23 protein-coding genes are annotated in these 26,397 nt (G+C 72.1%); 7 read left to right on the top strand and 16 right to left on the bottom strand.

Going from position 1 to position 26,397, the window contains the following annotated elements:
- Positions 1-135: 135 nt before the first annotated feature.
- Entirely contained in the window at positions 136-681 is a 546-nt protein-coding gene (locus ABZ567_RS24790) for an acyl-CoA thioesterase (protein ID WP_360793522.1), read from the bottom strand.
- A gap of 118 nt (positions 682-799) precedes the next feature.
- Between ABZ567_RS24790 and ABZ567_RS24785 the strand changes: the two genes are divergently transcribed.
- Both ABZ567_RS24785 and ABZ567_RS24780 read left to right on the top strand, forming a co-directional pair.
- Positions 800-2,059 carry an LCP family protein gene (locus tag ABZ567_RS24785; RefSeq protein ID WP_360793520.1) on the top strand — a complete coding sequence of 420 codons (1,260 nt, stop codon included), beginning with the start codon at positions 800-802 and terminating at the stop codon, positions 2,057-2,059.
- A 96-nt stretch (positions 2,060-2,155) separates the two neighbouring features.
- The gene (locus ABZ567_RS24780) at positions 2,156-3,481 is read left to right on the top strand and encodes a UDP-glucose/GDP-mannose dehydrogenase family protein (protein ID WP_360793518.1); all 1,326 of its coding nucleotides are present in this window, start codon (positions 2,156-2,158) and stop codon (positions 3,479-3,481) included.
- Positions 3,482-3,701: 220 nt separating this feature from the next.
- Here ABZ567_RS24780 and ABZ567_RS24775 read toward each other — a convergent pair whose 3' ends face one another.
- From ABZ567_RS24775 to ABZ567_RS24765, 3 genes are read right to left on the bottom strand one after another with little or no spacing between them, the layout of a single operon-like run.
- Positions 3,702-4,907 carry a dipeptidase gene (locus tag ABZ567_RS24775; protein ID WP_360793517.1) on the bottom strand — a complete coding sequence of 402 codons (1,206 nt, stop codon included), beginning with the start codon at positions 4,905-4,907 and terminating at the stop codon, positions 3,702-3,704.
- Positions 4,904-5,440, bottom strand: coding sequence for a 5-(carboxyamino)imidazole ribonucleotide mutase (gene purE, locus ABZ567_RS24770; RefSeq protein WP_360793515.1), 537 nt, complete (start codon positions 5,438-5,440; stop codon positions 4,904-4,906). Before purE ends, ABZ567_RS24775 begins: the two co-directional genes overlap by 4 nt.
- A complete protein-coding gene (locus tag ABZ567_RS24765; protein WP_360793513.1) occupies positions 5,437-6,576 on the bottom strand; it encodes a 5-(carboxyamino)imidazole ribonucleotide synthase in 1,140 nt (379 codons plus the stop codon). Before ABZ567_RS24765 ends, purE begins: the two co-directional genes overlap by 4 nt.
- Before the next feature lie 187 nt (positions 6,577-6,763).
- On the opposite strand from ABZ567_RS24765, the gene ABZ567_RS24760 reads away from it, so the two are divergent.
- Positions 6,764-7,279, top strand: a complete 516-nt coding sequence (locus ABZ567_RS24760; RefSeq protein WP_360793511.1) for a GtrA family protein — start codon at positions 6,764-6,766, stop codon at positions 7,277-7,279.
- 10 nt (positions 7,280-7,289) lie between these two features.
- Here ABZ567_RS24760 and ABZ567_RS24755 read toward each other — a convergent pair whose 3' ends face one another.
- Both ABZ567_RS24755 and ABZ567_RS24750 read right to left on the bottom strand, forming a co-directional pair.
- Positions 7,290-8,561, bottom strand: a complete 1,272-nt coding sequence (locus ABZ567_RS24755) for an ATP-binding protein (protein ID WP_360793509.1) — start codon at positions 8,559-8,561, stop codon at positions 7,290-7,292.
- Between the two features lie 14 nt (positions 8,562-8,575).
- On the bottom strand, positions 8,576-9,253 hold the full coding sequence (locus tag ABZ567_RS24750; RefSeq protein WP_360793507.1) for a response regulator transcription factor: 678 nt from the start codon (positions 9,251-9,253) through the stop codon (positions 8,576-8,578).
- Positions 9,254-9,682: 429 nt separating this feature from the next.
- Between ABZ567_RS24750 and ABZ567_RS24745 the strand changes: the two genes are divergently transcribed.
- The gene (locus tag ABZ567_RS24745; RefSeq protein ID WP_360793505.1) at positions 9,683-11,200 is read left to right on the top strand and encodes an oligopeptide:H+ symporter; all 1,518 of its coding nucleotides are present in this window, start codon (positions 9,683-9,685) and stop codon (positions 11,198-11,200) included.
- A gap of 239 nt (positions 11,201-11,439) precedes the next feature.
- On the opposite strand, the gene ABZ567_RS24740 is transcribed toward ABZ567_RS24745, so the two are convergent.
- Together ABZ567_RS24740 and ABZ567_RS24735 are read right to left on the bottom strand one after the other, a co-directional pair.
- Complete coding sequence (locus ABZ567_RS24740) at positions 11,440-11,859, bottom strand: ATP-binding protein (RefSeq protein WP_360793503.1); 420 nt, start codon at positions 11,857-11,859, stop codon at positions 11,440-11,442.
- Positions 11,860-11,990: 131 nt separating this feature from the next.
- Complete coding sequence (locus tag ABZ567_RS24735) at positions 11,991-12,362, bottom strand: STAS domain-containing protein (protein ID WP_360793501.1); 372 nt, start codon at positions 12,360-12,362, stop codon at positions 11,991-11,993.
- 221 nt (positions 12,363-12,583) lie between these two features.
- Between ABZ567_RS24735 and ABZ567_RS24730 the strand changes: the two genes are divergently transcribed.
- From ABZ567_RS24730 to ABZ567_RS24720, 3 genes are all read left to right on the top strand, one after another.
- Positions 12,584-13,501 carry an RNA polymerase sigma factor SigF gene (locus ABZ567_RS24730; protein WP_360793499.1) on the top strand — a complete coding sequence of 306 codons (918 nt, stop codon included), beginning with the start codon at positions 12,584-12,586 and terminating at the stop codon, positions 13,499-13,501.
- 156 nt (positions 13,502-13,657) lie between these two features.
- Positions 13,658-14,857 (top strand): DegT/DnrJ/EryC1/StrS family aminotransferase, encoded by a 1,200-nt coding sequence (locus ABZ567_RS24725; RefSeq protein ID WP_360793497.1) that lies wholly within the window; start codon positions 13,658-13,660, stop codon positions 14,855-14,857.
- Positions 14,854-17,070: a lipopolysaccharide biosynthesis protein gene (locus ABZ567_RS24720; RefSeq protein WP_360793495.1), complete on the top strand. Its 2,217-nt coding sequence runs from the start codon at positions 14,854-14,856 to the stop codon at positions 17,068-17,070. Before ABZ567_RS24725 ends, ABZ567_RS24720 begins: the two co-directional genes overlap by 4 nt.
- 29 nt (positions 17,071-17,099) lie before the next feature.
- On the opposite strand, the gene ABZ567_RS24715 is transcribed toward ABZ567_RS24720, so the two are convergent.
- From ABZ567_RS24715 to hutI, 8 genes are all read right to left on the bottom strand, one after another.
- A complete protein-coding gene (locus tag ABZ567_RS24715; RefSeq protein WP_360793493.1) occupies positions 17,100-18,161 on the bottom strand; it encodes a glycosyl hydrolase in 1,062 nt (353 codons plus the stop codon).
- A complete protein-coding gene (locus ABZ567_RS24710) occupies positions 18,158-18,607 on the bottom strand; it encodes a hypothetical protein (RefSeq protein WP_360793491.1) in 450 nt (149 codons plus the stop codon). Before ABZ567_RS24710 ends, ABZ567_RS24715 begins: the two co-directional genes overlap by 4 nt.
- Positions 18,608-18,660: 53 nt before the next feature.
- Positions 18,661-20,766: a hypothetical protein gene (locus ABZ567_RS24705; RefSeq protein WP_360793489.1), complete on the bottom strand. Its 2,106-nt coding sequence runs from the start codon at positions 20,764-20,766 to the stop codon at positions 18,661-18,663.
- Entirely contained in the window at positions 20,763-21,572 is an 810-nt protein-coding gene (locus ABZ567_RS24700; RefSeq protein WP_360793487.1) for a polysaccharide deacetylase family protein, read from the bottom strand. Before ABZ567_RS24700 ends, ABZ567_RS24705 begins: the two co-directional genes overlap by 4 nt.
- A complete protein-coding gene (locus ABZ567_RS24695) occupies positions 21,569-22,882 on the bottom strand; it encodes a glycosyltransferase (RefSeq protein ID WP_360793485.1) in 1,314 nt (437 codons plus the stop codon). The genes ABZ567_RS24700 and ABZ567_RS24695 overlap by 4 nt, the downstream gene beginning before the upstream one ends.
- A gap of 148 nt (positions 22,883-23,030) precedes the next feature.
- Complete coding sequence (locus ABZ567_RS24690; protein WP_360793483.1) at positions 23,031-24,107, bottom strand: GNAT family N-acetyltransferase; 1,077 nt, start codon at positions 24,105-24,107, stop codon at positions 23,031-23,033.
- Between the two features lie 204 nt (positions 24,108-24,311).
- Entirely contained in the window at positions 24,312-25,043 is a 732-nt protein-coding gene (locus tag ABZ567_RS24685) for a hypothetical protein (RefSeq protein WP_360793481.1), read from the bottom strand.
- Between the two features lie 100 nt (positions 25,044-25,143).
- A complete protein-coding gene (gene hutI, locus ABZ567_RS24680) occupies positions 25,144-26,391 on the bottom strand; it encodes an imidazolonepropionase (RefSeq protein ID WP_360793479.1) in 1,248 nt (415 codons plus the stop codon).
- Between the last annotated feature and the right edge of the window lie 6 nt (positions 26,392-26,397).

The raw sequence follows: 26,397 nt of genomic DNA, 5'->3' as shown, positions 1-26,397 counted from the left end.
GGCGCGTCCGTGAGCCGGGCGGTGCGTCCGTGACCGCCGTGGCGCGTCCGTGAGCCGGGCGGTGCGTCCGTGACCGGGGCGGTGCGTCCGTGACCGCCGTGGCGCGTCCGTGACCGGCCTCGCGGGCCTTCGTCCTCAGTCCTCGTAGCCCTCCGCCGCTCGGCGTTCGCGCAGGTCCTTGATGGCCTCGCGGCGGGCCAGGCGGTGGGTGCGGCGGATCTGGGCCTCCTGGTTGCGGCGCTTGTCCTGCTCCGTCTCGGGGACGACCTGCGGGACCCGCCGCGGCTTGCCGTCCGCGTCGACGGCGGCGAAGACCAGATAGGCGGAGCCGACCTGGGTGGCGGGCGTGGACTCGTTCCAGCGCTCGGCCATGACCCGGACGCCGACCTCCATGGAGGACCGCCCGGTCCAGTTGACCTGGGCCTTCACATGGAGCAGGTCCCCGACCCGTACCGGCTCGAGGAAGACCATCTCGTCCATCGAGGCGGTCACGGCCGGGCCGCCCGAGTGCCTGCCCGCGACGGCGCCCGCCGCGTCGTCCACCAGCTTCATGATCACGCCGCCGTGCACCGTGCCGAGGAGGTTGGTGTCGTGGCTGGTCATGATGTGGCTGAGGGTGGTGCGGGAGGCGGAGGTGGGCTTGCCCGGAATATCGCCCTGATCTGTCATGCCGTCCACCATATGCGGGGCCTCCGGGCCGTCGCCGTCCGGTCCGCTTTGCATCAGCTTGGCAACAGCCCGGGCCCGATGCTCCACCCGCCCTGTCGCCCGCTGAGCCCTGCCCGGCACACTGGTCCGCATGAATGACTGGCCCGATGACGGCGGATACGGCCGCGGCAGCTCGAACCCCCACCCCGAGGGTCCTCGCCGCATGAGCCGTGTGCAGCGCCCGCAGGTTCCGCAGCAGCCGCCTCGTTACGACCAGGCCGACCCGAACTTCACGCAGGCCCAGGGCACGGGCTACGACTCGGGCTACAGCTCGGGCCAGGTCTACGGTGGTCCGCAGGGCGGCGGCCGAGGCACCGTGCCGCCGCAGTACGCGCCGAGCACCGGCGCCGGTGGCCCGGGGGGTCCCGCGCCGGACTGGCGCAAGCGCATCAAGGTCGGCTCGGTCGTCCTGGTCGTCGGCGTCCTCGCCTGGGGCATCGGCACGTACGCCTGGGCCGGCTCGCAGATGCGCAACGAGGTCGACCTCTCCAAGGTCATCGAGCGGCCCGCGGAGGGCGACTGCACGACGTATCTGATCGTCGGCTCCGACAGTCGCGAGGGCATGTCCGCCGAGGAGAAGAAGAGGCTCCGCACGGGCTCCGCCGAGGGCAAGCGGACCGACTCGATGATGATCCTCGCGGCGTGCTCCAGCGGGAACACGATGGTCTCGCTCCCCCGCGACTCCTGGGTGACGATCCCGAACTTCGTCGGCTCCGAGTCCGGCAAGTCCTTCCCGGCCCGTGGCGGCTCCAAGCTGAACGCGGCGTACGCCATGGACGGCCCCGAGCTGCTCGTACGGACCGTCGAGTTCAACACCGGCCTGCGCATCGACCACTACGCGGAGATCGGCTTCGCCGGTTTCGCGAACATCGTGGACGCGCTCGGCGGTGTCGACCTGAACATCGAGAAGGGCTTCAAGGACAAGAAGTCCGGCGCCGACTTCCAGGCGGGCGAGCAGACCCTCAACGGCGAGCAGGCCCTGGCCTTCGTCCGCACCCGGTACGCCTTCGCCCAGTCGGACCTCCAGCGGACGAAGAACCAGCAGAAGTTCCTCGCCGCACTCGCCAACCAGGCGGCGACGCCGGGCACGATCCTCAACCCGTTCGCGCTGTACCCGACGCTCGGCGCCGGCCTGGACACGCTGATCGTGGACAAGGACATGTCGCTGTACGACCTCGGGAAGATGTTCTTCGCCATGAAGGGCATCAGCGGCGGCGACGGCAAGTCCATGAACATCCCGATCTCGGGCAAGGCACCGCAGAACTCGCTCAAGTGGGACATGCCGAAGGTGAAGCAGCTGGTGTCGCAGATCCAGAACGACGAGAAGGTCACCGTCGAGTCGAACCCGTGACCTAGCGGCAGCACCAGGGGAGGGCGTGCCCGGGTCCCCGACCTGGGCACGACTATGCTCGGGCAGGCATTCCGCCCGACGTCACTGGAGACCCGCATGGCCCTCAAGATCACCGTGATCGGCACCGGCTACCTCGGCGCCACCCACGCCGCGGCCATGGCGGAACTGGGCTTCGAGGTGCTCGGCCTCGACGTCGTCCCCGAGAAGATCGAGCTGCTGTCCTCCGGCCGGGTCCCGATGTACGAACCGGGCCTCGAGGAACTGCTCGCCAAGCACGTGGCCGGCATCGAGGGTTCGAGCGGGCGGCTGCGGTTCACCACCTCCTGGGAGGAGGTGGGCGCCTTCGGCGACGTGCACTTCGTCTGCGTGAACACCCCGCAGAAGCACGGCGAGTACGCCTGCGACATGAGCTACGTGGACGCCGCCTTCACCTCCCTCGCCGGGGTCGTACGCGAAGGGGCCCTGGTGGTCGGCAAGTCGACCGTGCCCGTCGGCTCGGCCGAGCGGCTCGCGGGCGTGCTGCCGGAGGGTGTCGAACTCGCCTGGAACCCGGAGTTCCTGCGGGAGGGCTTCGCCGTGCAGGACACCCTGCGCCCGGACCGGATCGTCGTCGGCGTACGCGGCGAGCGGGCGGAGAAGACGCTGCGCGAGGTGTACGCCGTACCCGTCGGCGAGGGTTCGCCGTTCGTGGTGACCGACTTCCCGACGGCCGAGCTGGTGAAGACGGCCGCGAACTCCTTCCTCGCCACCAAGATCTCCTTCATCAACGCGATGGCGGAAGTCTGCGAGGCCGCGGGCGGTGACGTCGCCAAGCTGGCCGAGGCCATCGGCCACGACGACCGGATCGGCGCCAAGTTCCTGCGCGCCGGCATCGGCTTCGGCGGCGGTTGCCTCCCGAAGGACATCCGGGCCTTCATGGCCCGCGCCGGCGAGCTGGGCGCCGACCAGGCGCTGACCTTCCTCCGCGAGATCGACTCGATCAACATGCGGCGGCGCGGCCAGATGGTGGAGATGACGCGGGAGGTCCTCGGCGGGAACTCCTTCCTCGGCCGTCGGGTCGCCGTCCTCGGCGCCACCTTCAAGCCGGACTCGGACGACGTCCGTGACTCCCCCGCGCTGAACGTGGCCGGTCAGATACACCTCCAGGGCGGCCAGGTCACCGTCTACGACCCGAAGGGCATGGACAACGCCCGGCGCGTCTTCCCGACCCTCGGGTACGCGGACACGGCGCGCGAGGCGGTGCGCGGGGCGGACGTGGTGCTGCACCTGACGGAGTGGCGCGAGTTCCGTGAGCTCGACCCGGCGGAGCTGGTGGACCTGGTCGCGGCGCCCGTGCTCCTGGACGGGCGAAACGCGCTGGACGCGGAGCGCTGGCGGGCCGCGGGCTGGACGTACCGGGCGATGGGCCGCCCGCGCGCCTGAGCGCACCGGAGTACGACGAGGAGGGAGTGCCGCCGCGCCGGCCTCGCCGGCGGCGGCGGTGGAGAGGCTGGGAGGGTCGTCTAGCAGGTCCGCCATGGTCTGACTCCGAACTCGGGCGATGCAGTACCGCCCCGCCGAGTGCGGCGGGGCGGTACCGTCCACCGTGCCACCGGCCCCGTGCGGGAGCGCGGCGGACTGAGCCGTCCGGGTGACGGGGCGGTTACGGTGCGCCGACGGGGTCGAGCATGTCGATGGTCGCGTTCGACGGGGCCGTACGGCTCTTCAGGTCGCGGGAGACCGCCTCCGCGTCACGGAGGGCGCGGACCGCGTTGGACCAGGTCAGCTTGGCCAGGTCGGGGTGGGACCAGCCGCGGTGCAGCAGCTCCGCGATCAGGTTCGGGTAGCCGGCGACGTCGTCGAGACCGGCCGGGGTGAAGGCCGTTCCGTCGTAGTCGCCGCCGATGCCGATGTGGTCGACGCCGGCCGCCTCGCGCATGTGGTCGAGGTGGTCGGCGACGGTGGCGGCGGTGGCGACCGGGCGCGGGTTCTCCGCCTCGAAGGCGCGGTGCAGCCTCATCGCCTCGGGGGTGGTGTCGAGGTGGTCGAGGCCGTGGGCGCGGAGGTTCTCGTCGGCCCGCGCGGTCCACTCGACGGCCGCGGGGAGGATGAACTTCGGCACGAAGGTGGCCATCGCGACGCCGCCGTTGGCGGGCAGCCGCTCCAGGACGTCGTCCGGGACGTTGCGCGGGTGGTGGCAGACCGTCAGGGCCGAGGAGTGCGAGAAGATCACCGGCGCCGCCGTGGCGTCGAGGGCGTCCCGCATGGTGGTGGCGGCGACGTGCGAGAGGTCGACGAGCACGCCGGAGCGGTTCATCTCGCGGACGACCGCGCGGCCGAAGGCGGAGAGCCCGCCGACGCGGGGTTCGTCGGTGGCCGAGTCCGCCCAGTCGTTGTTGTCGTTGTGGGTGAGCGTCAGGTACCGCACGCCGAGGGTGTGCAGGGCGCGCAGGGTGGCGAGGGAGTTGTTGATCGAGTGGCCGCCCTCGGCGCCCTTGAGTGAGGCGATACGGCCCTGCCGCCGGGCCGTCTCCATGTCGTCCGCCGTCAGGGCGGGGGCCAGCTCGTCCGCGTACCGCTCAAGGAGCTGGTCGACGATGTCGATCTGCTCCAGGGTCGCGCTGACCGCGTCGTCCCCGGTGAGCCCGCAGGGCACGTACACCGACCAGAACTGGGCGCCGACGCCGCCGGCCCGCAGCCGGGCGAGGTCGGTGTGGAGGGCGCCGGTCTGGTCCTCGGCGATGTCCATGCGGTCCAGGTCGTACCGCGCGTGCTTCCGGAGCGCCCACGGCAGGTCGTTGTGGCCGTCGGCGACGGGCGCGGAAGCCAGCAGCTCCCGCGCCTCCGCCAGGCGGTCGGCGGCGCTCAACCGCCGAAGCCGAAGGAGTCGGCGCCCTCGACCTTGGCCCGCAGCCGCTTGCCCTTCTCGGTCGCCTGGTCGTTCAGGTCCTGCAGGAAGTCGGTCATGCGGGTGAGGAGCTCGGGGTCGTGCGCGGCGAGCATCCGGGCGGCGAGCAGGCCCGCGTTGCGGGCGCCGGCGACGGAGACCGTGGCGACGGGGACACCGGCCGGCATCTGCACGATGGAGAGCAGCGAGTCCATGCCGTCGAGGTACTTCAGCGGCACCGGCACGCCGATCACGGGGAGCGGGGTGACGGACGCGAGCATGCCGGGCAGGTGGGCGGCGCCGCCCGCGCCCGCGATGATCGCCTTCAGCCCGCGGTCCGCGGCCTGCTCGCCGTACGCGATCATCTCGCGCGGCATCCGGTGGGCGGAGAGGACGTTCACCTCGTAGGGGATCTCGAACTCGTCGAGGGCCTGCGCGGCGGCCTCCATGACGGACCAGTCGGAGTCGGATCCCATGGCGATGCCGACGACGGGGGAGGTGCTGTTGCTGCTCACTCGGTGATCGTTCCTCGCAGGTAGCCGGCGGCGTGGCGGGCGCGCTCCAGCACGTCGTCCAGGTCGTCGCCGTAGGTGTTGACGTGCCCCACCTTGCGGCCGGGCTTCACGTCCTTGCCGTACATGTGGATCTTGAGCTGCGGGTCCCTGGCCATGCAGTGCAGATACGCCGCGTACATGTCCGGGTAGTCGCCGCCCAGGACATTGCACATCACGGTCCAGGTCGCGCGCGGGCGCGGATCGCCGAGAGGCAGGTCGAGGACCGCCCGGACGTGGTTGGCGAACTGCGAGGTGATCGCCCCGTCCTGGGTCCAGTGGCCGGAGTTGTGCGGGCGCATCGCCAGTTCGTTGACGAGGATGCGGCCGTCCGTGGTCTGGAACAGCTCGACGGCCAGATGGCCCACCACGCCGAGTTCCTTGGCGATCCGCAGCGCCAGCTCCTGCGCCTGGCCGGCCAGCTCGTCGTCGAGGTCGGGCGCGGGCGCGATCACCGTGTCGCAGACGCCGTCTACCTGGCGGGACTCCACGACCGGGTAGGCGACGGCCTGGCCGTGCGGGGAGCGGACGATGTTCGCGGCGAGTTCGCGCGCGAAGTCGACCTTCTCCTCGGCGAGGACAGGGACCCCCGCGAGGAACGGGTCGCGGGCGTCCTCCGGCGTACGGACGAACCAGACGCCCTTGCCGTCGTAGCCGCCGCGCACGGTCTTGAGGATGATCGGGAAGCCGCCGACCTCGGCGGCGAAGGCCGCCGCGTCCTCGGGGTCCGCCACGATGCGGTGCCGCGGGCTGGGCGCGCCGATCTCGTCGAGCCTGGCGCGCATCACCCCCTTGTCCTGGGCGTGCACCAGCGCGTCGGGCCCCGGGCGGACGGGAATGCCGTCCGCTTCGAGGGCCCGCAGGTGTTCCGTGGGGACGTGCTCGTGATCGAAGGTGATCACGTCACATCCGCGCGCGAAGTCACGCAGCGTGTCCAGGTCGCGGTAGTCGCCGATGACGACCTCGCTCACCACCTGGGCCGCGGAGTCCTGCGGGGTGTCGCTGAGGAGCTTGAACTTGATGCCGAGGGGGATGCCCGCCTCGTGGGTCATACGGGCGAGCTGCCCGCCGCCGACCATGCCTACTACGGGGAACGTCACCCTCTTAGGGTATCCGCACCATCAGGGAACACGCGTCCGGCTGTGGTTTGACACAAGAAACCCAGGGGTGAGGGCCGGGTTTCTGGGGGTTTACGAGGTACACGGGCGGGTGACAGGGCGGCTGGTTAGCATGGTTGGGTTGACGTCATCCGGACGTCACCCGGACGGACGGGACAGAGCCATCACCATGAGTGAACCCGGCGCGCTGCGCACGCGACTCGACCTGCTCGTCCGCGAGGTCGCCAAGTTCGGGGTGGTCGGCGGTCTCGGCGTCCTGGTCAACCTGGCCGTCTTCAACCTGGTCCGGGCCACCACGGAGATTCCGATGGTGCGGGCCAGCCTGATCGCGACCGTCGTCGCCATCGTCTTCAACTACGTGGGGTTCCGCTACTTCACGTACCGCGACCGGGACAAGTCCGGCCGGACCAAGGAGATGTCGCTGTTCCTGCTGTTCAGCGTGATCGGCATGGTCGTCGAGAACGGCGTGCTCTACGCGGCGACGTACGGCTTCGGCTGGGACGGCCCGCTGGCGAGCAACTTCTTCAAGTTCCTCGGCATCGGGATCGCCACGCTGTTCCGCTTCTGGTCGTACCGCACCTGGGTCTTCCGCGCGCTGCCCGCGAAGGAGGCGGTCCAGGCCGCCGAATCGTTCTTGGAGCAGCCCCCGCGGCAGGCGACCCGCCGTCAGCCCGACCGGGTCTGACCAGGCATTTTCACCGTACAGGCCGGTCGCGCGGCTCGTCGGACACGCTTTTCACCTCGCGGCTCAGGAAGAGCGCGAAGACCGGCGGCTGCTCCCTGAGCAGCTCCAGCCGGCCGCCGTCCGCCTCGGCGAGGTCGCGGGCGACCGCAAGGCCGATACCCGTGGAGCTGCGGCCGCTGACGGCCCGCTCGAAGATCCGCGCTCCGAGGTCGGCCGGGACGCCGGGCCCCTCGTCGGTGACCTCGATCACGGACTGGTTGCCGATGACCCGGGTCCGCAGGGCGACCGTGCCGCCGCCGTGCATGAGCGAGTTCTCGATCAGGGCCGCGAGGACCTGGGCGACCGCGCCCGGGGTGCCCACGGCCCGCATCCCCTGCTTGCCCGAGTGGACGATGGCCCGTCCCGCGCTGCGGTAGGCCGGCCGCCACTCCTCGATCTGCTGTTTGACGACCTCGTCCAGGTCGAAGGCGATGGCGGAGCCGGTCCGGGGGTCCCTGGAGTTGGTCAGGAGCCGCTGGACGACGTCGGTGAGCCGCTCGACCTGGGTGAGCGCGATCGTCGCCTCCTCCTTGACCGTGTGCAGGTCGTCGGCGAGGGCCACCTCCTCCAGGCGCATGGAGAGCGCCGTGAGGGGCGTACGGAGTTGGTGGGAGGCGTCGGCGGCGAGCCGGCGCTCGGCGGTGAGCATCCGGGCGATGCGCTCGGCGGAGGCGTCGAGGACGTCCGCGACCCGGTCCAGCTCGGGCACCCCGTACCGCTTGTGCCGGGGGCGCGGGTCCCCGGAGCCGAGGCGCTCGGCGGTCTCCGCGAGGTCCGTGAGCGGGGAGGTCAGCTTGTTCGCCTGCCGTACGGCGAGGAGGACGGCGGCGACGACGGCGAGGAGGGCCACGGCGCCGATGATCAGCACGGTCCGGCCCACCTCGGCGGTGACGGTGGAGCGGGACTCCTCGACGATCACGGTCTCGCCGCGCTCGCCCTCGGCGAGGCCCCGGATGACGTCCCCGGTGGGGCGGGTGCCGATCTCGATCGACGGCCGGCCGGGGATGCGGATCTCGGCGAACCGCTTGGCGCCGCTCTGCTCGGCGAGGATGTCGGGGTTGACCGGTTCGCCGCCGATGAGCCGGCTGTCGACGATGGACGCGAGCCGGACGGCATCGGTGTCCACCCGCTCCTGGGCGGTGCTGGTGATGGTGCGGGTCTCGACGATGACGAGGGAGACCCCGAACACGGAGATGACGACGAGCACCACGGCGAGCGTGGAGTTGATCAGTCGGCGGCGCATGGCGTGGGGGTGGCTCAGCTCTTCTCGAAGCGGAAACCGACTCCGCGCACGGTGGCGATGTAGCGGGGGTTCGCCGCGTCGTCGCCGAGCTTCTTGCGCAGCCAGGAGATGTGCATGTCGAGGGTCTTGGTGGAGGACCACCAGGTGGTGTCCCAGACCTCGCGCATCAGCTGGTCGCGGGTGACGACCCGGCCGGCGTCCCGGACCAGCACCCGGAGCAGGTCGAACTCCTTCGCGGTGAGCTGGAGCTCCTCCTCGCCCATCCAGGCGCGGTGCGACTCGACGTCGATGCGGACGCCGTGGGTCGAGGGGGCGGCGGCGGGCTCGCTGGAGCCGCGCCGGAGCAGGGCCCGGACGCGGGCGAGGAGCTCGGCGAGCCGGAAGGGCTTGGTGACGTAGTCGTCGGCGCCCGCGTCGAGCCCGACGACGGTGTCGACCTCGTCGGCCCTGGCGGTGAGCACCAGGATCGGGACGGCGTGCCCGTCGGCGCGCAGCCGTCTGGCGACCTCCAGGCCGTCCATGCCGGGCAGGCCCAGGTCGAGCACGACCAGGTCCACTCCGCCCTGGAGTCCGGCGTCGAGGGCGGTCGGGCCGTCCTCGCGGACCTCGACCTCGTACCCCTCTCTCCGCAGGGCGCGGGCCAGCGGTTCCGAGATGGAGGCGTCGTCCTCGGCGAGCAGTACACGGGTCATGGGGTGATGGTAGTCCGCACGGGTCCCGGTGCGGGGCGGGATCGACAGGGACCGGGTGACCCTTGGAGATCTTGTGGCCATCCTGCACATGACCTTGGAATGGGACCATGTGGTTGCACTTTCACCTGTGATCCATCTCTCAAGTCCTTCCATATCCCGCCCTGTCGTGGCGTATGGTGGCGAGACGTCTGTTGCGTTGATCGGGGACCTTTGGCCAGTTTTCTGGGCCGAGGTCCTCTTTCTGCGTGAGGTCGGCCTCGCCGAACCTTGAAGACGGCGAACGACCTGTGGGCCGGGTTCCGGGACGCGACGACGCGTCTCCCGGAGCGTGGATCCCGACGGGGGTGCGACCACCCCCGCCGGTGCCGGCCTCCCCCACCGGGCGCATCACGCTCACAAAGCGCGCGTCCCGACAGAGCAAGGATCGACATGGCGTCCAGCCTGACGACGGCTTCGAGCGGAACCCCTGGTTCCGAGAAGACGTTCCTCGGCCACCCCCGCGGCCTGGCCACCCTCTTCTTCACCGAGATGTGGGAGCGTTTCTCCTACTACGGCATGAGGGCCCTTCTCGTTCTGTACCTGGTCTCCGGCGGCGCGGACGCGGCCACGGGCAGCCAGGGCGGCGGCCTCGCGATGACCGCGGCCACGGCCACGGCCATCTACTCCGTGTACGTGTCGATGGTCTACCTCATGGCCATGCCCGGCGGCTGGTTCGGTGACCGCGTCTGGGGCGCCCGGAAGACCGTCACGATCGCCGGCTTCGTCATCATGGCCGGTCACGCCTCGCTGGCCCTGCCCGGCCAGGCGATGTTCTTCGTCGGCCTGGCGCTCGTCGCCGCCGGCTCCGGTCTGCTCAAGGCCAACATCTCGACGATGGTCGGCCACCTCTACGACGGCCCGGACGACCCGCGCCGTGACGGTGGCTTCACCCTCTTCTACGTCGGCATCAACCTCGGCGCGTTCGTGGCGCCGTTCGTCGTCGGCACCGTCGGCGAGAAGGTCAACTGGCACCTGGGCTTCGCCCTCGCCGCCATCGGCATGGGCCTCGGCCTCGCCTGCTTCCTGGCCTTCACCAAGAGCCTGAGCCCCACCAGCAGCGTCGTCCCGAACCCGCTCTCCGCCGAGGAGCGCAAGGGCCTCCTCGTCAAGGCCTCGCTGGTCGTCGTGCTCACCGCCGTCTTCTACGGCGCCGTCGTCGGCCTCGACCTGTTCACCCTGAACTGGGCGCTCGTCCCGCTCACCCTCGCCGGCCTGATCATCCCGGTCGCCGTCCTCGTCCGCATCAAGCGCGACAAGGACCTCGACAAGGGCGAGCAGTCGAGGATGAACGGCTACATCTGGTTCTTCGTGGCCGCCGCCATCTTCTGGATGATCTACGACCAGGGTGGCTCCACCCTGTCGCTCTTCGCCGACGACAAGACCGGCACGCTCTTCGGCTTCGACCCGTCGGCCACCTGGTACCAGGCGCTCAACCCCATGTTCGTCATGGCGCTCGCGCCGGTCTTCGCCTGGCTGTGGCTGTGGCTGGCCCGCAAGAACCAGGAGCCGAACACCATCGTGAAGTTCGCGATGGGTCTGGTCCTGGTCGGCGCGTCCTTCTTCGTCTTCATCGTCCCGATGAGCATGGCGGGCGACGGCACCCTGGTCTCCCCGATGTGGCTCGTCTCGATCTACATGATCCAGACCATCGGTGAACTGTGCCTCTCCCCCGTCGGCCTCTCCGTCACCACGAAGATGGCGCCGAAGAAGTACGCCTCCCAGATGATGGGTGTCTGGTTCCTCGCCGTCACCGCCGGTGACTGCACCACCGGTCTGCTCTCCATCGCGGGCGTGGACCTGAACGGGACCGGGATCATCGCCATGCAGGCGACGCTCGCCGTCGGCGCCGGCTTCGCGATCTACATGTACCGCAAGAAGGTCCAGGGCCTCATGGGCAGCGTCCACTGACGCCACCCCGCTCACCCGAAGGCCGCCGCACCGATCCGGTGCGGCGGCCTTCGCCGTTCCCGTCCTCCGTCATCTCCTGAGCCGCGCCCACGGGGTGAACGGGAACACCCCGGCGCCGAGCAGGATCACCGTGCCGCCGACGGGGCGGGGGCGCGCAGGGTGCCGTCCATCCCGGCGCCGGTCTCGGCGAGGCTGCCTCCCTCGGAGCCGGCCGGACTACGGGTGGACTTGTGGAAGTCCTACACGGGTGAGGCGAGTTCGGCCCAGACCGTCTTGCCGGGGGCGCCCGGCGTGCGCTCGATGCCCCAGTCGAGGCAGAGGCGCTGCACGATGAACATGCCGTGGCCCCCCGGACGGCCGGACCGGTGCGGGGTGCGGGGCGCGGGCTGGCCGGCGCCCCGGTCGGTGACTTCGAGGCGCAGGACCTTGGCCAGGCGCAGGACGCGGAGGCTCTCGGGGCCGTCGGCGTGCAGACAGGCGTTGGTGACGAGCTCGGAGACGACGAGGAGGACGTCCTCCGCGGCGGCTCTGCGGTCGGCGGTGGCGGCCGGGAGCCAGCCCCACTCGCGGAGCGCGGTCCGCGTGAAGTCGCGGGCGAGCGGCACGGTGCCGCTGGTCTCGCCGAGGGCGATCGTACGGACGTCGGAAGCTTGGTCCATCAGCGCTTCACCTCACCGATCGACGGGACAGGGGGCAGGACGTACGGGCGGTGCGGGTGGTGCGGGTGGGGTTCGGCCGGTGCGGGGCCGGGCCTAGCGGGCAGGGCGCGGCCGGGGAGCCGGGCAGGGCCTCAGGCGGGGAGGGCCGTGGCGAGCGTCTCGTGCACGGTGAAGACGGCGTCCGCACCCGTGATCTGGAACACCCGGGCCACCGCGGGCCGCATCCCGACCAGGTGGACCCCGCCGCCGGCGGCCTCCGCTCCGAGCCGGGCACCGAGCAGGACGTTGAGTCCGGTCGAGTCGCAGAACTCCAGGCCCGAGCAGTCGACGACCAGCCGCGAACGGCCCGCTTCGAGCGCGTCGTCCAGCGGCGCGCGCAGCAGTTCGGAGGTGTGGTGATCGAGCTCACCCACCGGCGCGAGGAGTTCGATCTCCTCGTCCACGGTCCGGACTTCCACCCGCAGCCGCGCGGGCGTTGCGCTGCCGATGTTCTCGCGGTCCATGGCCGTGCCTCTTTCGCTCTCGCGGGTGCCGACTGACGTGCCTCGAACCCTACAAGCGAGGTGCGCCTCCGTGCACACGGGGTCCCCCTCATACCCGTACATAACGGATTGTCGACACTTGCGACCTTGTGCGTCGAGCAGATAGGGCTAGAGGAGAACACCCGACACGACCGGTTTCGGAGGCACCGCACACCGCAGCAGAAGAACCCTGAAGGAGACCCATGTCACCCCGGCTCGACGCCCCGCGTACCCCCGACGCGCCGTCGGCAGCAGTCCCCCTCGACCTACCCGGCCACCCCATGAACCATTCCCTCGCAACCGTCCGGCTTCCGCGGCAGCTCACCGAGCAGCCGCTCGACCGGATCGGACCGGTCGACGCGCGCGCCCTCTCGAAGCAGCTCTTCGCCCGGCTCGCCGAGCTGGAAGAGGGCACCCACGACCACTCGTATGTCCGCAATACCCTCGTCGAACTCAATCTGGCCCTCGTAAAGTTCGCCGCCTCCCGTTTCGGCACCCGCAGCGAGCCGATGGAGGACATCGTCCAGGTCGGCACCATCGGCCTCATCAAGGCCATCGACCGCTTCGAACTCTCCCGCGGCGTCGAGTTCCCCACGTTCGCGATGCCGACGATCATCGGCGAGATCAAGCGCTTCTTCCGCGACACCTCGTGGTCCGTGCACGTGCCCCGCAGGCTCCAGGAGCTGCGGCTCGACCTCGCCAGGGCCGGTGACGCGCTCTCCCAGCGCCTCGACCGCGCCCCGACGGTCGCCGAGCTCGCCGAGGAACTCGGCATCGCCCGCGAGGAGGTCGTCGAGGGCATGACCGCGAGCAACGCCTACACCGCGGCCTCGCTCGACGCACAGCCCACCGAGGAGGACGGCGGAGGCGGCGAGGCCGCGATCGCCGACCGGCTGGGCTACGAGGACCACGGCCTCACCGGGATCGAGTACATCGCCTCGCTGAAGCCCATGATCGCCTCGCTGCCCGACCGTGAGCGGGAGATCCTCTCCCTCCGCTTCGTCACCGGCATGACCCAGTCGGAGATCGGTACGGAGCTCGGCATCTCGCAGATGCACGTCTCCCGCCTGCTCTCCCGCACCCTCGCCCGGCTCCGCCGCGGTCTCACTCTGGAGGAATGACCTCCACCGCCTCCCGCGAGCCGCGAAGATGGCTGCGGAAAGGGCCCGTTCACGGTCTTCGGACCCGGGACGGGCCCTTCCGCGTGACCGGAGGGCCGTGTTGACGAGCCGTCCGGATTGGGCCACATTGAGCCCGGGGGTTCAGGGGGGAATCACATGGTTTCTGCGTACGCGGAACTGGAAGAGCGCATGCGCGGCAGACTCGCAGGCAGGGAGTGCCTCTACGTGCCGTCGTGCCGCTTCGGTCTCTATCTCGCGCTGCGCCACTGGTGCCGTCCCGGCGGCCGGGTGCTGATGTCACCGGTCAACGACGACGTCATCTTCTTCGTCGTCCTCGCCGCCGGACTGCGCCCCGTGCAGGCGCCGCTCGACCCCCGGGACGGATCGATCGACACGGCCGCGGTGCCCGACTCCGTATGGCAGGGCCTGTCCGCCGTACTGACCACCAATCTGTACGGCAACCCCGACCCCGCCCCCGGACTGCGGTCCCGCTGCGACCGGTCGGGGATCCCGCTCATCGAGGACGCGGCCCACGCCATCGGCTCGACGGTGGGCGGTCGCCCGGTCGGCACGTACGGCGAGGCCTCCGTCTTCAGCCTCTCGAAGCACACCGCGGCCAAGGCCGGCGGCTTCCTCACCCTCGCCGACCCGGCGCTGCGCGGCGAACTCGCCGCCGCCCGCGACGCGCTGCTGCACCCCACCCGCGCCGCCGCCGAACTCGCCTACCTGACCCGGCCGTACGCCGAGGCCGCCCTGCGTGGACTGCGCCTCGCCCGGGCCGCGCGCGCGACCGTACGGCTGCTCGGCCTCGATGAGCGGAAGGAGATCCGGATGCCGCTGCGCGCCGACGAGCTGGCGCGGGCCCTCCCGGCCGCGCCCGCGCTCGACCCCTTCGACTCCTGGGTACGGGTCGACATGCACGACTACCGCCTCCGGCCCGGCGCCGGCCGGCTCCGCCGCACCACCGGCAAGCTCGCCCGGCTCGACGACGTCCTCGCCACCCACCGGGACGGCACCGCCCGACTCCTGGCCAGCGAGTACGGCACGCCCGGGGCCCCGCGGGAGGTCGCGCAGCCGTTGTTCCGCGTACCCCTGCTCGTCGAGGAAAGGGACACCGCGATCGTCGCCCTCGCCCGGCAGCGGATCACCACCGGCTACGTCTACGATCCGCCGCTCGACCGGTACGCGGGCGAGGCGTTCACGGAGCCCTCCGCCGCCCCGGGGCCGGCGGCCTGGTTCGCCCGGCACGCCCTGCCCGTGGACCCGCGCCACGCGGACGAGGCCCTCGCGGTGCTGCGTACCGCCGGAATCCGCCCCGCGTCCCACCTGTCGGCGGCTCCCGAGGGCGCCCGGTGAGCGAGACCGTACGGCTGCGCGGGGCGGAACGTCCGGAGGCCGAGGGACCCTCGGGCACGCCACCGGAGCCTCCCGCCCACACGAGGGACCCGGTCGAGGAGGCGGGTCCGGCCCGGAGCGCGGGATCCGGCGCCGACGACTCCCTCTTCCGCAACGCCTACGCCCTGATGATCTCCACCGGCGTCTCCGCCGCCCTCGGGCTCGGCTTCTGGTTGGTCGCGGCCCACTACTACACGGAGGAGGCCGTCGGGCAGGGCTCCGCCGCCATCGCCGCCCAGCGGATGCTCGCCTCCCTCACCGCGACGACGCTCACCGGCGCCGTCGTCCGGTACGTGCCCCGGGCCGGCCGCGCCACCGGGCCGCTCGTGGTGCGCCTGTACCTGGTCAGCACCGTGGTGGTCGCCGTCGCCTGCGGCGTCTTCCTGCTCACCCTGGACTGGTGGGGCCCCTCGTACGCCCCGCTGGGCACCCTCTCCGCCGGCCTCTTCTTCACCGCCTCCAGCATCGGCTGGGCCCTGCTCACCCTCCAGGACGGCGTCCTCACCGGGCTCAGACAGGCGATCTGGGTGCCCGTGGGAAACGCGGTCTTCACCGTCGGCAAGCTGGTCCTCCTGATCCTCTTCGCGGCCGCCCTGCCGGTGCTCGGCGTCTTCGTGTCCTGGTCGGCGGCGATAGCGCTCTCCGTGCTGCCGATCGGCTGGCTCGTCCTCCGGCGGCTCATCCCCCGCCAGGCACGCGCCGACCGCGACCGCGAACCGCCCAGCATGCGCGAGATCGGCCGCTTCATGGCCGGCGACTCCGTCGGCGCGTTCTTCAGCCTCATCATGATCAACCTGCTGCCGGTGATGGTCGCCGTCCGCTTCGACGCCGCCCACAACGCCTTCTTCTACACGGCCTACACCCTCGGCGGCACGATGGAGTTCATGGCCATCAACATGGCCACCTCGCTCACCGCGCACGCCTCGCACAGCCCCGAGTCCCTCGCCGAGGGAGTACGGGGAGCACTGCGCCGCATGACGCTGCTGCTCGTCCCCGTCGTCCTCGTCCTCGTCGTCTTCGCCCCGCTGGTCCTCGCGCCCTTCGGCGGCGCCTACGCCGAGCAGGGCACGACCGTGCTCCGGCTGCTCGCCGCCGCCGCGCTCCCCCGGGTCGCCGTCGAGCTGTACATCGGTGTCCTGCGCGTCCAGGGGCGTACGGGTGTGCTCGCCGCCTTCCAGGGCGCGATGTGCGTCCTGGTGCTCGGCAGCGCGGCGCTCCTCCTGGGACCCTTCGGCATCGCGGGAGCCGGATACGCCGTGCTCGGGGCGATGACCCTGATGGCCCTGGTGTCCATACCGGGCTTGCGGGCCGCCCTCAACAGCCACGCACCGGCCGAGGAGCCGAAGCGGGCCGCGCGGGTCAGGGAGCGCGCGGAGGACGACTACGGCACGAGCTGGGCGCGGGAGAGCGCCTATCTGCGCGGGGCGCACGAGTCGGTGACGCCGGCGTTCGGCATCCCCGTGTACGTACCCCGGCCGCGTACGGAGGAGCCGGTGGGCCCGTCCGTACGGACGGACGGGACGAAGCTCCCCACCGCCCCGTCGGCGCCCACGGCCCCGACCCCGGCCCCGGCTCCGGCTCCGGCTCCGGAGAGGCGGCCGACGGTACGCGTGGACCGGTCGGAGGCCTGGCGGTGGGTGCTGCTCGCGCTCGCGGCCGCCCTCTTCTGGCTGCCGCTCACCGGCTCCCAGTCGCTCGACGTGGAGCGGCTCTCCGGGACCGGTCTGCTGACCGCGCTCCCGCCCGTCACGCTCGCCGCCGGGCTGCTGCTCGTCGCCCTCCAGGGGGCGGCCGTCGGACTCGGCGCGTTCCGGCCCTGGTTCGGCGGAACGGTCCTGCTCGCCACCTTCCTCACCCTGCACACCGCACCGCCCCTGCTCGGCCTGCGGCCCGCCGAGGCGGACGGCCCCGGCGCCGTGCTCCTCGGCGAGGGCGCCGGGAGAGCCGTCGCCCCGATCGTCCTCCAGGCGCTGAGTCTGCTGGCTACGGCCGTGCTGCTGCGGGTGGTCGGCGTGGGCGCGCGGGTCACGGCCGGGGTGGTGTGGGTGCTGGTCTGGGCGGGTTGGGCGGGTCAGCAGGCCTTCGCCACGGCCCCGCTGCCGCTCTTCCTGGGCCTGGCCGGGGGCACGATGGCGGTGTGCGCCTTCCGGGGCCTGACGACGGGCAGACGGTGAAAGCCCGGCGGCGGGACGGCGGCTGAGCCTCAGCCTTTCGGTACGGCCTGCCGGAAGTACGGGTCCTGGCCGGCGATCCGGTAGCCGTCGAGGCCGGGTCCGGAGTCGATCGTCAGGTCACAGCCGGGCCCGGGCACGGCACGGTTCCAGTGCACGTACGCCTTCACCTTCGGCAGCGTCGGCGCGACCCCGGGGATGGCGGCGTACCAGTCACGCTGCCGCTCGGGCCGCTTCGGGTCGGGGGCGGTGGAGAACTCGGCGAGCATGACGGGCTTGTCGGCCGAGATGTTCTCCCGGAGCCAGTCGTAACCGGGCCGCTGACTCCGGTCGAAGTCCAGCCAGTCCGTCGACTTGTGGCAGAGGTAGTAGTTGTACTGGTCCATGCCGATCCAGTCGACGTAGTCGTCGCCGGGGTAGAGCCGTTTCATCAAGGCGGCGTTGCCGAGCCAGCCGGAGACGGTCCACACCCACACCACGTTGGTGACGCCCAGCCTCTCGAAGCGGTCGCGGACGTGGCGGTAGGCGGCGACGTACTCCTCGGGGGTGCCGGCGCCCTGCTCGATCCGGAAGTCGGCCTCCTGGTCGAAGGAGAAGAAGACCCGCTTGCCGTACTCCTTGACGCGGAGGGCCTGCGGGTCGATGACCGAGGCGTCGTACGTCCCCGAAGCGATGTTCTTCCAGCCGAGCTGTCTCTCGGTCCAGTCGGCGTGGTGCTTCTCGGTCCACACGGTCGACTCCCACGCCAGCATGAGGAGCCGCTCGCGGCCGAGTTCCCGCTCGTCCGGAGTGAGCAGCTCCCCGTCGGCCTTGCTCCCCGACATGTCGTGGTACGTGTAGACGAGGTCGAGTCTGCGGCCGATCTTCTTCTCGAAGGCGTACACCGGCCGGGTGAGCGAACTGTCCTCGTCGTACGGGATGTACGCGCCCCACCAGGCCCCGCACGGTGCGACGAGTGAGGCATCGGGGGTGCAGCGGTCGTCCTCCTCTCCGAGGGTGGACCAGACGCCGAAGCCGACGGTGAGCGCCCCGACGGTGGCCAGCGCGATCGCGAGCCGGGTCCGGGCATCACCCTGGGCGTGACGCCTGCTCATCGCCCTCCCCCGGGCCTTCGTATGCGGAACCGGGACGAGAACGGGGACGTGCGGGTGGAGCCGGCGCGCTCGACGGCGCCGCGGGTGGCGGCCGGCAGCGGCACGCCGGGCAGGGTGGCGGCGACGCTCACGAAGAGGGCGAGCACGACGAGGAAGACGGTGAGCGAGAAGGCCTTCGTGAGGAACAGGGCGGTCGCGGTGATCGTGGCCACGGAGAGACTCACGGGCGCGGCGAGCGCCAGGGCCTCCAGCCGGGCGCCGGGCCGCAGACCGACGGGCTGCGGGAGCATCAGGGCGAGGCCCGGTGCGAGGACGACGAAGGCGAGGACCGGGATCCAGCGCAGCGGCGAGCCGCCCGGGATCGCGGTCGCGGCGAGGGCGACCCATCCGGAGGCCGCGAGGACGGCTCTGCGCTGGACTCGCGGGGTCAGGCGTGGGTGGGCCATGGCGTACCTACTCCTCGTGCGTACGGTCGGCGGGGGTGGGGGCGGAGACGGCGTCAGCCGCCGGTCGTGGGGCGGTAGCGGAGGACGAGCCCGTGCCTGTTCTCCTCGACGACCCCGAACAGCGGCGAACTCTTGAGGGCGGCGCGGAGGGTGTCGAAGCCGCCTTCCGGGAGGTAGCCCTCGCCGATGACGGCCTCGCCCTGGGTGGGCGTGAGGATCACGTAAGCAGGGCGGCCAGCCGGGATGCCGCCGGCGAGGTAGCCGGCCGGGTCCTTCAGCATGCGGAGGTTCTCGTCGACCTCCTGCTCGGTGAAGAACCACCGCTCGAACTGGTCGTAGCGGTAGTACGCGTCGGCGAAGGCGCCGGTGGCGGCGAGGATCAGCGCTCCGTCGGGCGCCCGGTCGAAGGCGCGCCGGGTGAGCGCGGTCTCGCCGGGGGGCGCGTAGTGCATGCCCTCCTTGCCGTAGTACGAGGGCAGGAAGCCGGCGAGCATGGCGACGAGGGTGACGGGCAGGGCGACGGCCGCCGTCCGGCGGGCGACGCCGGCGGCACGGCTCGCGGCCCCGGCGGCGGGGACGAGCGCGGCGGCCGCGAAGAACGCCGAGCCGGGCAGGCCGAAGAGATAGACACGGAAGATCATCTCGCCGCCGTAGTCGTTGACGGCGAACATCGGGAGGGGCGCGGCGGCGGCGAGGACCAACGGCAGGGCGCTGCGGGCCAGTCTGCGACGGAGCAGGACGGCGGCGACGGCGAGCCCGCCGAGGGCGAGGACCATCAGGACGTTCGCACTGCCGACGAGCTCCGGACCGGGGCCCGTCGGGTCGCCGGCGAAGCCGGGCCGGGAGTTCCCGAGGAGGTCTCCGGCCTTCTCACGCAGGGTGCCGAGGGTGTCGAGGAAGAGTTCCCGCCCCATGGTGAGGTTCCAGACCAGCATGATCAGGCCGGTGGTGGCGAGGAGCCCCAGGTTGCGGTAGCGGCGGGTGAGACAGAGGGCGAAGAGGCTCGCGCACAGCATCACGGGGGTGAGCTGGTGCGAGGCGTTGATGGTGGCGACGATCGGGACGAGGAAGAGGACGGCGACCGCCCGCTGCCGGGTGGTCGTGGGCGGCGGTACGGACGCCGCGGCCGGGTCGAGCGCGGAGCGGTCGCGGAGCGCGCCCGCCGAGCCTGGGAGGACGAAGTGCCGGACGACGACGGCGAAGACGGTGAGGTAGAGCAGGTACGAGAATCCCTGCGGGGACAGGTAGTCCTGGCCGACCCAGTTCGCCAGCTGGAAGATCCACACGCCGGTCCACACCAGCCGCCAGTCGTCGCTGAACGTGCGGTAGACGAGGATCAGGACGGGCACGGTGAGCAGACCTAGCGCGACCGGGGCCCAGTTGATGAACGAGGCGGCGGAGTCGACGCCGAAGGCGCGGACGAGGGCCGCGTCGAGGGAGAAGAACCCGGGCCACTGGTCGTAGGCCGACATGCCGCCGGACAGCTCGCGCCCGGGGTGGACGGTGCCCTCGGTGAGCAGTCGGCTGATGATCGCGTCGTGCTTGGACGCCCAGGCGTAGCGGACGGTGTCGTAGAGGATCGCGGGCGGCGCCTTGAGGGCGACGAGCATCGCCGCGCAGTAGGTGGCGGGCCAGAGGGGCGCGGTGCCGGCGCGCCGCAGGGTGATGACGAAGCCGCAGGTCAGGACGGTGAGAGCGGCGTAGAAGCTGAGGGGGAAGCGGTCGAGGAGTCCGAACTCCTCGATGCTCCGGAAGTCGATGCGGGGCAGCGCCCAGAACCAGAGGGCGGCGGCGAGGAGGAGGAGCGCCAGGTTGAGGGCGGCCGGCGAGCGGAGCGCGGCGGCCGGGCCGGGCCGACGGACGGGGGCCGGGGCGGCGCCGGAGTCTCCCGTGGGCTTCGGTTCCCCGGCTTGGCGCTCCGGGGCCGGTGGACGCTGCGGGGAGGACTGCGACGGCAGGGTGCCTTGCGACAGCTCTCTGCCCTCCGAGAGCGTGGCGCCTCCCGACAGCTTGGTGCCCTCCGAGGGCGTGGCGCCTCCCGACAGCTTGGTGCCCTCCGTCGGCTCGTTGCTCTGCGGCGGCAGTTCGCCTTCCGGCGGCATGTTGTTCTCCGGCGGCACGTCGTTCTCCGGCGTCGATGTGAACACGTTCTTCGTCACCCGGCGAACTCCGCCCCGCGCACCAGCGCGCGCGTCCGTCGGTACATCCGCCAGCCCACCGTCAACGGCGAGTCCGGGTACGGCGCGGTCCTCACGCCCCGGCCCTCCATCCACTGCTCCACGTCCGCCGTGGTGTGGGTCCGGCGCACGATGAGCCGGGCGATGCGGTAGATCTCGTCGCGACCGGAGCTCAGGGCGTGCCGGACGGCGACGGCCGAGGTGTAGCCGGCGGCCGCGGCGGCCCGGCGGACGGCGGGGCTGTTGTAGCCGTGGGGGTAGGCGAGGTGCCGGACCTCGTGGCCGAGGGTGTCCTCGAGGACCGCCTTGGACTCGCGCAGTTCACGGCGGAGGGCCCCCGGGGCCAGGGTGTCGAGCTGCGCGTGGGTGGCGGTGTGTCCGCCGACCTCCATCCCGTACTCCTCCAGGCGCGGCGCCTGTTCGAGGGTCATCATCGGCGCGGGCGGCAGCAGGCACGGCCGGCCGGGGGTGATGGCCCCGGTGGTGAGGTACGCGGTGGACGGCAGGTCCCGGGCCGCGAGCGCCTCGGCCGTGGGCCCGGCCAGGTCGGCGAAGCCGTCGTCGAAGGTGATGACGACGGGCCGGTCCGGCAGCGGGTCCCCGGAGGTGAGGTGCGCGGCCAGGGTGCCGACGGTGACGGGCGCCCGGCCGCTGGCGACGACCGCGTCGAGCTGGGACGCGAACTCCTTCGGCGTGACCGTGAATTCGGCGATCCAGTCCGGGGGGTCGTCCATCACGGCGTGGTAGAGGAGGACGGGTATCCGGGTGTGGAGGGGGACGCTCGTCATCGGGGGTTCCTCCCCCGTCGTGCCGTGACGCGGGCTTTCGCGTATCCGATGGGGCCGTAGAGCATGCCGCGTCGCTCCAGTCGGGAGAGGCTGCGAGGCCAGGGGTGGTGGTGAGTGCCGTGCTCGCCGGGAACGCCGCCGTCGGGGGTCGTCTCCCCGCGCTGGGCGGTCATCGTACGGGCGCGGGCGAGGCCGCGCGGCAGCCGGGCGAGGAGCGCGGGCAGCAGGGCGGGGCGGCGGACCAGCGTGGCGGTGAGGTAGGCGGTGAGGCCGGCGCCGTAGCCGTACGCCTGGTTCCGCAGGTCCTGCCAGGTGTCGCGGTGGTGGTGCCAGACGAGGGCCTGCGCGGTGTAGCGGAGCCGGAAGCCGGCGGAGAGGACGGCGACGAAGGCGTACAGGTCGTCGCCGCCCTTCGCCGGGGTCCCGGTGCCGGTGGCGGGGTCGAAGCCGCCGGCCTTGCGGAGGGCGGCGGCCCGGAAGGCCATGTTGGCTCCGGAGCCGAAGCTGCCCGCGGTGAACGGGAAGAGCGGTTCGTCGGCGGGCGGCCGGGCCGGGTCGTACAGGCGGGGTGCGAAGCCCTTGGCGAAGCCGCCGTGCGATTCGAGGAGGACCTGGGCGGGGGTGGCGAGCCGGGCGGGCAGGATCAGACCGGTGACGCAGCCGAGACCGGGATCGTCGGCGAACGGCTCGGTGAGCGCGGTCAGCCAGTGCGGGTCGGCGATCACGTCGTCGTCGGTGAAGGCGAGGACCTCGCCGTCGGCGGCGGCGACCCCGGTGTTGTGGGCGACGGCGAGACCGGGGGTGTCCTCGCGGACGTACCGGACGCGGTCGGCGTACGCGCGGCTGACGAGGTCGTACGTGTCCGTGGTCCGGGGCGCGTTGTCGACGACGACGACCTCGAAGTCCGGGTGGTCCTGGGCGAGGAGCGAGTCGAGGGCGCGGGCGAGCTGCTCGGGCCGCTCACGGGTCGCGACGACGACGGACGTACGGGGCGGGGGCAGCCCCTTCCCCTTGCGTTCCAGGAGGTCGGGCCGGGCGGCGGCGAGGCGTTCGGCGTCGGTGGGGGGCCGGGCCTCCGCGAGCCGCGCACGGGCGAGCGCGCCGAGCACCTCGCCGGGGTCCTCGCCGTCGGCCACGGCGCCGAGCACGGTGGCGGCGGGGCGCCCGTCGACCCGGACGAGGGCGTACACGTCACCGTCCACGAGGTCCGGCCCGCCGGGCGCGGGACGGAGGGAGAGGACGTGCCCGTCCGGCCCGGCGGCGAGATCGAGCTCGGCGACGGAGACGGCGCGGGGCGGAGGGTTGCTCAACGGGGATCCCCCAGGGAGGTCAGGGAGGTACGGAGGCGGGCACGGGTTCGACGACGGGGGAGGTGGTGGGCAGGGCGACGGGGATGACGGCGGTGCCACCGGGGTGACGGAGGGCGCGGGGGCCACGGAGGCCGCCGGCGGGTCGGGGCTAACGGTTCCCCCGCAGCCGGGCGACCCCGTTGAGCGCGGCGCGGGCGCGGGCCGCGAGGGCGGGGCGGTCGCGGACGAAGCCGTGGACGCGCCGGGCGGGCTCCCGGCCCAGCCAGTGCACGGCGGCCCGTGCTCCCGGGACGAAGACGGCCCCCTCGTACACCGTCAGCTCCCCCGTCTTCAGCGCGTCCTTGTACTCGGCGTCACCGCGTCCCAGGTCCAGCATCCCGATCCCCGCCGCGGCGGCGGCCTCCGCCATCCGCAGGTGCAGCACGAGGCCGGGCGAGTACCTGGCGAACTCGGGGTCGTACGAGGGGAACCAGCAGGACAGTACGGTCGCGGACCGCAGCCCGAAGTGCGCGGCGATCGGCCTCTCCCCGACGTACAGCACGGACAGGACACCGGAGCAGCCGGGCGTGCGCTGCTCGTGGAGGCGCCGGACGAGGGTGGTGATCCACTCCTTGGCGAAGCGGTCACCGCGGCCGGTCCTGCGGTACTGGGCGGACTTCCAGTCCATGAGGGTGCGCAGCGCGGCGGGATCGCGCTCGTCGAAGACGAACCGCACCTCGCCGTCCGCCTGTCGGCCGAGCCGGCGCTCCTTGGCGAGGGTGGTCCTGAGGAACTTGGGCGACTGGGCACGCAGCAGCGACTCGTAGGCCGCGTATCCCTCGCCGACGTCGATCACGGGTGAGGCGAAGGACTCCTCGACGGCGCCTGCGAAGACGGGCTGGCCGGCCTCCAGGTTGTCGAACTCCCACATCGTGATCCCGCAGGCGCGAAGCACCGCCCGAGGGTCCGGCCGCAGCCCGGGACGCAGGACGGCGCCCTGGCTGTCGGAGACGCCGAAGCCGATGGCACGGCCCTGCCCCAGCGGCCCCTTCTCGAAGGGGAAGAAGCCGACCGGCTCGTCCCCCTCCCACCACACGGCGACCCGCGACCGGGGTCGCACCTCGGCCACCGCGCGCGTGAACTCCGGTTCCATGAAGGGGTTGGCGGGCGCGCCGGACTTGGCCCGCAGGCCCCGCCACGCCTCGATCTCGCGCTCACTCAGCTCCCCCGGCCTCACGATCCGCACCCGAAAAGCACTCACCTTGCCGACCCCCCGGTCCCCTGAGTACTGCCAGGACAGGACGGTACCCGTCCGGAACCCTCCGAGACAGGGATACTCGGTCTTTCCATGACCAGGCCGTGCGGAGCGGACAGGGCGGGGAGCGGTGCTGTCCGAGGGGCGGTCGGCACGGCCGCCTGGCGGGCCCGGTCGGGGCATGGGCGCGTCCGGCTACGGCTTCCGCTTCACGTCGGTGATCCGCACGTCCTCCGTCTCGGGGGCGCCGAACGGCTCGACGAGCACCTGGTCGCGGGTGCCGGTGACCTCCAGAACCAGGTTGCCGCCCATGAAGCGGAGGTCGATCCGGGCCCGGGGCGAGCCGGCGTGGTCCGGCATCCGGTGGACGCGTGACGGCGGGTAGTCGAGGCCGGTCAGCTTCTTCCGCAGCACCGGGTAGTCGGCCGGGCCTCCGCTCCCGAAAGCCGTGCGGATGCGCTCGGCGTGCGCGTCACCGACGCATTCGTCGGTGGCGGTCAGCGCCACCTCCTCGACCGGCCCGGACCTGGTGGGAGTCGGCTTCGGGGACGTCGGCGGCTCGGGGGCGCCCGAGGGGACCGAGAGGTCCCCGGGCTCCTCCGGCATCGGCAGGTCCGGCGTGTTCTGCGGCGGGGGCCCGTCCTCCGGGCCGACGGAGGGCGGCTGGGGCACGCCGCCCGGCACACAGCCGTCCAGGACGCGGGAGGAGAGGGCCAGGAAACGCATCTCCGGGTCCGGGTGCGTCGCCAGGGCGTCCGACGGGAGCGACCGCCTCGACGAAGGCTCCGGCTTCGGCTTCGGCTTCTCCGAAACGGTGGCGCCTACGGCGGACGTCCTGCTCGGGTCCGCCCCGCCGCAGGCGGTCAGGGCCATGCTGCCCAGCGCGGCGGCCAGGACGATCTGCGCGAAGCGGTTCGGAGTTCTCATGGGGGAATCATGCGAGCGACCACTGGTCGCCCACATGAGTACCCGTACTCACCATGGTGCTTCGTCAACTAATGTGCTGGAAGCTATTTCTGAATGAACGTCACACAACAGGTACGCCCGCGCGCCACACCCCCGCCACCAGCGGCACCCCCGGCCGGTACGCCAGGTGGACGTGGGACGGGGCGTCCAGGAGGGACAGGTCCGCCCGGGCACCGGCGGTCAGGCGGCCCACGTCCGTGCGGCGGAGGGCCGCCGCGCCGCCGGCCGTGGCGGACCAGAGCGCTTCGTCGGGGGTCATGCCCATGTCCCGTACCGCGAGCGCGATGCAGAACGGGACGGACGACGTGAACGACGAGCCCGGGTTGCAGTCCGTGGACAGGGCCACCGTCGCACCCGCGTCCAGGAGGCGGCGGGCGTTCGGCCACTGGGCCCGGGTGGAGAACTCCGCACCCGGCAGGAGGGTCGCCACCGTCGACGAGTGCGCCAGGGCGTCCACGTCCGCGTCCGTCAGGTGCGTGCAGTGGTCCGCGCTGGCCGCGTCCAGTTCCACCGCCAGCTGGACGCCGGGGCCGTACGTGAGCTGGTTGGCGTGCACCCGCGGGTGGAGGCCCTTCGCCTTGCCGGCGGTGAGGATCGCGCGGGCCTGGTCGCCGTCGAAGGCGCCCTTCTCGCAGAAGACGTCGATCCAGCGGGCGTACGGGGCGCAGGCGTCGAGCATCTCGCCCGTCACGAGTTCCACGTACGCCGCCGGGTCGTCCGCGTAGTCCGGGGAGACGATGTGCGCGCCGAGGTAGGTCACCTCGTCGGTGTGGTCGGCCGCGATACGCAGGGCGCGGGCCTCGTCCTCGACCGTCAGGCCGTAGCCGGACTTGGTCTCGAAGGTGGTCGTGCCCTGCCGCAGGGCCTCGTCGAGGTAGCGCCTGAGGTTGCGCTCCAGGTCCGCGTCGCTCGCGGCGCGCGTCGCCGCGACCGTGGTGCGGATGCCACCCGCCCGGTACGGCCGGCCGGACATGCGGGCGCTGAACTCGGCCGTGCGGTCGCCCGCGAAGACGAGGTGCGAGTGGGAGTCGACGAAGCCGGGGATCACGGCCCGGCCGCCCGCGTCGACCCGGTTGTCAGTGGCGGGTGCTTTGCTGGATTCACCGACCCAGACGATGCGGTCGCCGTCGATGACGACGGCCGCGTCCTGGATCAGGCCCAGGGGGGTTCCATCACCGAGGGAGGGGTCGTTGGTGACGAGACTGGCGATGTTGACGATGGCGGTGGCGGTCTTCGCCACGGCGCTGTTCGCGCTGGTGGGGGCGGAGGTCGCCGCCGGGTTGTTCATCGCCGCGGGGCCGGTGTTCATGGTGAG

Source organism: Streptomyces sp. NPDC016459 (genome assembly GCF_040632845.1).
GTDB lineage: Bacteria > Actinomycetota > Actinomycetes > Streptomycetales > Streptomycetaceae > Streptomyces.
This window is presented reverse-complemented; position numbering and strand designations above follow the sequence as displayed.